Below are 4592 nucleotides of genomic sequence, written 5' to 3' on the forward strand. Positions count from 1 at the left end.
CGCCAGGACAGGTCGACATGGAATCCACCACGCGCACCGATACCCGTCACGCTGCCTGACGCCGCCCATGCCTTGGGCAAGGCCGGCAACAGCTCGATCAATCCGGGCCGCGATGACAACAGCATCTCCAGCATCGCGGTGGGCGTGCCGAAGTTGGCGTCGATCTGAAAGGCGTCGGTATCCGCATCCATGTTGTACATGTCGAAGAAATTCTGCGCTGTACCATTGCTGTGATTCTTCGAGGGCAGCAGATTGGTGAGCAGGAGCCCATAGGCCTTGTCAGCGTCGCCGAGGCGCGCCCAGCAAATCGCACGCCACGCGCAGGCCCAACCATAGCCACCCGTGCCTCGGGCCTCGAGGAGCCTGGTAACCCCCTCGATCAGTCCGGGCGGGCTGCTGTCGGCTCGAAGGCGGTCGCCAGGAAAGAAGCCGACCAGCGGAGAAAGATGCCGATGCGTCGTCTCGCCGAGGTTATCCGGTGTCATCCATTCTTCCAGCCAGCCGGTCTTGCTGCTGACCTGTGGCAAATAGAGCCGCGCCTGCAGCTGGGCGATCGACGTGGCATAACCAGGGTCCTTGCCCAACAGCGAGCTTGCCTGGCGGTAGTTCTCGAACAGATCCCAAACCCATTCCTGGGAATACGTGTTGCCCTTCGCGTCGGTCGGTCCATGCTCGGGCGACCAGTCCGCGTCGTCGATCAGGACATCGCGTGCGAGGCCTGTCGCCGGGTCCTTCACGCTTACGTTGATCAGCCGCGCTTCCCAGAACTTGCAGGCGCCCTTGAGTAGCGGATAGATGCGCGCAAGGTAGGCGCGATCCGGGTTGTATTGATAGTGCTGCCACAGGTTGTTACACAGCCACGCATTCCCGGCCGGGTGCCACCGCCAACCCCCGCCACCGTAGATATTGGTCGAAATGCACACCGTCCAGCCGGCGATCTTTCCGGAGCTATTGCGGTACGCGTTGCGCGGATCGTTGAAGTGTAYGTGTGTGAGGTTTGTCCAGGCCTCGACCTGGCTGAGGCAATACCTGGTGAATGCATCGAAGCACGAAGGCAGCCCGGCGCGATCGGGCAGCCAGTAGTTCATCTGGATATTGATGTCGTTGTGATAGTCGGCCATCCAGGGTGGCGCGTTGTCGCTGATCCAGAGACCTTGCAGCCCGGTTGGCAAGCTGTCCCGCGAGCCGGCGATCGTCAGGTAGCGTCCGAACTGCAGATAGGACGCTTCCAGTTCCGGATCGGCAGGCGAGCCCGCGGCGGCCCGAGCCTGGAGGCGTGTCCAGGTGTCCATGTCGCGCTGTGCGTCCGTCGATGCACCGAGGTCGACCCTCATCGTATCGAACAGGGAACGATAGTCCGCTACGTGAGTATGCAGTAGCGTGGCTGAGGTCTGTGTGGCTGCGGCTTTCGTTTTCTTTATCGAAAGCGCCAATGGATCGAGCGAAGCATCCATGTAGTTCGATGCCAAATCCGGTGCGTAGTTGGTGCCGCCACAAAACAGGACCGTAAGCGCGCTGCAGTTCGCGAAGTGAAGTCCCTTTGCGTCTTCTCTTACGGTACCTGAAGCCGCGACAGCCACGACGTTCGCCGCGTACTTGAGGCCGTTCTCCAGCACGCCGTCGAAGTGGCTACCGGCCGGCGGGTTCTCGCCGTGCGTGCCATGCAACGCCACCGAACCACTAAAGAGACCGCCGCCGGCCTGAGTCAGATGGACGACGATGACGTCATCCGGGTGGCTGGCGAAGACGTCGCACGTATAGGCGATGCCGTCTTTTCGATACGAAACGCGCAGGGTTCCCTGGCCAAGATCCAGCTCGCGCCGGTAGTCGGTGATATGCGCGGCCTCGTGCCCTTCCACGGACAGATACAGTTTGGCGAGCATCGCCAGGCTGCCGAAGTGTTCGGTGGAATAGTCGGGCTGGCCATCGTCACCCAGCACCACCTCACGCTTGCCCAGCCACATCGTGGCGTCCGTGAGATAGAGGAAGGTCGAGGCGGGGTCGCCGCCGACCAGCGCACCAAGACGTCCGTTGCCGATCGGCAGTCCTTCGCGCAGCAGGTTCGACTCCGGTGCCGGCGTGTTGTACCAGAGGGTGTGCCTTGCGGTTGCCGCCGGTATAGCGCCAACGGGGCGTTCCGCGGGGCCGCCTTCAGCGAACCTGGGCAGCCCGAGCCATGGCAGCATGGCCGCCACGGCGCCTGTCAGCTTCAGGAACCGACGCCGGTCCATCAGGTCGGAATGCGCTTCGCCCAAGGTCGTCTGCTGGTCTTCGTTACTCATCATCGAGCTATCCGCTGCCCCAGGGAAAATTCATTTGTCGTACAAAATAAACCTAGACCGGCTCATGCGACTTGTCATGCTGCGCCGCAGCTTGTTGCCGGGGGAAAGCTAGGTAATATTATTAAATACTACAAATAAACGGTGGCAGTTGGCCGCTCTGTCAGGGGTTGGGGAGACAGGGATAGCGAGGCTTCAAGGCGTCGTTGTGGGTAACGGTGCAGGCGGGCTTCGGGCGGCAAGCTGTGTGTGCACATTGGGGTAGTCCACAGAGTGGGGGAGGGTAGCCATGCAGCTAACGAAATTGGCGGTCGCCGTGCGGCGATCGCTTGTGGCAACGGGTGTCGCCTGGATGGTGGGTTACGGCGCACCAGGGTACGCGCAGACAGCGCCGGCACCGGCACCGGCGCCGGGAACGGCTCAGGCCGAAGCGCAGTCGGCGACGACGCCCGATCAGGCTACCAAGCCCGCGAAGGGCAAGACCGACGATAAGAAGGTGACCGAACTGGAAGGGGTGGCGGTCACCGGCCAGCTGGCGGCGCTCCAGCGCGCGCAGGCGATCAAGCAGGATTCCGTCAACGTCGTCGACTCCATTTCAGCGGAAGAGGCAGGCAAGTTCCCCGACCCGAACGTGGCCGACGCGCTCCAGCGCGTACCGGGCGTGTCGGTGAACCGCAGTGGCGGTGAGTCCAGCCAGATTGCGGTGCGCGGCTTCGGTCCCGAATTCGTCGCCGTCACCATCAATGGCCGGCCGATGGCCACCGCCTCCGGCTCGCGTGCCTTCAACTTCGATGTACTGCCGTCGGAAATCATCAGCGTCGCCCAGGTCAACAAGACTTCCTCAGCCGATATCTCCGAAGTCGACATCGGCGGCGTGGTGGACATCCAGACCGCGCGGCCGCTGGATTTCAATGGCTACCATGGGGCGTGGAGCGGGGCGGGCATCAACAGCAACCTGACCGGCGACTGGAAGGGTAAGACCACGCCGAAGGCCTCTGGCCTGTTCGGCTGGACTAACAAGGATCACACCTTCGGCTGGATGGCTTCGGCGACCTACTACAAGCGGAAGGACACCCAGCTCAATACGCAGGCCAATTCCTGGTATGCCAACCAGGACATCTACACCGTTCCTGGCGCGGCCAAGCCCACCTATACGAACGTGGCGGTCCCGGAAACCCTGGCAAGCAACGTGTTGGACGAGACACGCACCCGCAAGGGCTTCAGCGGCGCCATGGACTGGAAGCCGATCGACCAGCTCACGGTCGCGTTCGACACCATGTATTCGAGCTACAAGGTCGACCCGATCGAGCATGAGTTCGGTCAGTACGGCAACACCTCCGATATCCAGTCGCTGACGACCGACGCCAACGGCACCGCGCTGAGCTATGTGCGTAACAGCTCGGGCCCGAACGTCATGGCGAACGACTATGTCGCGTCGTATACGCCCAGCTACGAAAAGAGCTACCAGAACGRCCTGAATCTCGGCTTCGACATCGACGATTCGACCAAGCTCAGTCTTGACRTGGCCAGCTCCAAGGCCTGGAACAAGCAGAGCGCCGACGGCTATTTCCTCGTGGTCGGCGCGAAGAACTTCGGCACCAATCCAACCTGGACCAACAACGGCGACAACCAGCCGCCGACCTCCTCGAACGTCCTCTCGTCCACCAACATGGACAACCTCGCGGCACATTGCTGCAACGCAGGTTCGGGCAACAACGTCACCAACAAGGTCGACAATTACCAGTTCAAGCTGGACAAGGCCTTCAACGACGGCGTGCTGAATCGGCTCGAGGCTGGCGTCCAGTACACCAACGAATGGGTGAAGTCGGTCAGCTTCGGCACGCCGAACGGCATCCTTTGTAACGCCTATTGCGGTTATTCCATTCCCGTTCCGCCGGACGCCATCGGTGCGTACGTGTTCAATGCACCGCCGAAAATCAAGGGAGTCTCGTCCCCGGGCCAGCCATCGCAGTGGATTCAGTACGATCCGCGTGCTTACCTGAGCTGGCTTGCCTCGCCGGCCGCGTATAACCAGCTCCCCGACGACAAGCGCGCCGCGCTGCTTGCCGGTCTGGCCGCCAACGGCGGCACCCTGGACGCCATTCCCAACCCCGGCAGCTACAACGACGTAGGCGAGAAGGAGAAGTCATTCTTCACCAAGGCTGTCTTCGGTGGGGACGTCTGGAACATGCCCTGGGCGATCGACGTCGGCGTGCGCTATCTCAACATCGTTTCGACGTCCACCGCAGTCAACCAGCCGCCGATCGCGTACTACGTGGATCCGAACGACACCAGCAACGGCCAGGTGACCTA

At 62.0% G+C, this 4592-nt stretch carries 2 protein-coding genes; one reads left to right on the forward strand and one right to left on the reverse strand.

The annotated features are described in order from the left end of the window. On the reverse strand, nucleotides 1-2285 hold a 2285-nt coding region (locus tag AC1DT2_RS16300), incomplete at its 3' end, for a glycosyl hydrolase family 95 catalytic domain-containing protein (protein WP_477297461.1). Between the two features lie 283 nt (nucleotides 2286-2568). On the opposite strand from AC1DT2_RS16300, the gene AC1DT2_RS16305 reads away from it, so the two are divergent. Then, nucleotides 2569-4592: TonB-dependent receptor (locus AC1DT2_RS16305; RefSeq protein ID WP_477297462.1), on the forward strand; the 2024-nt coding region annotated here is incomplete at its 3' end.

The organism is Luteibacter sp. P4_E6 (assembly GCF_056401535.1).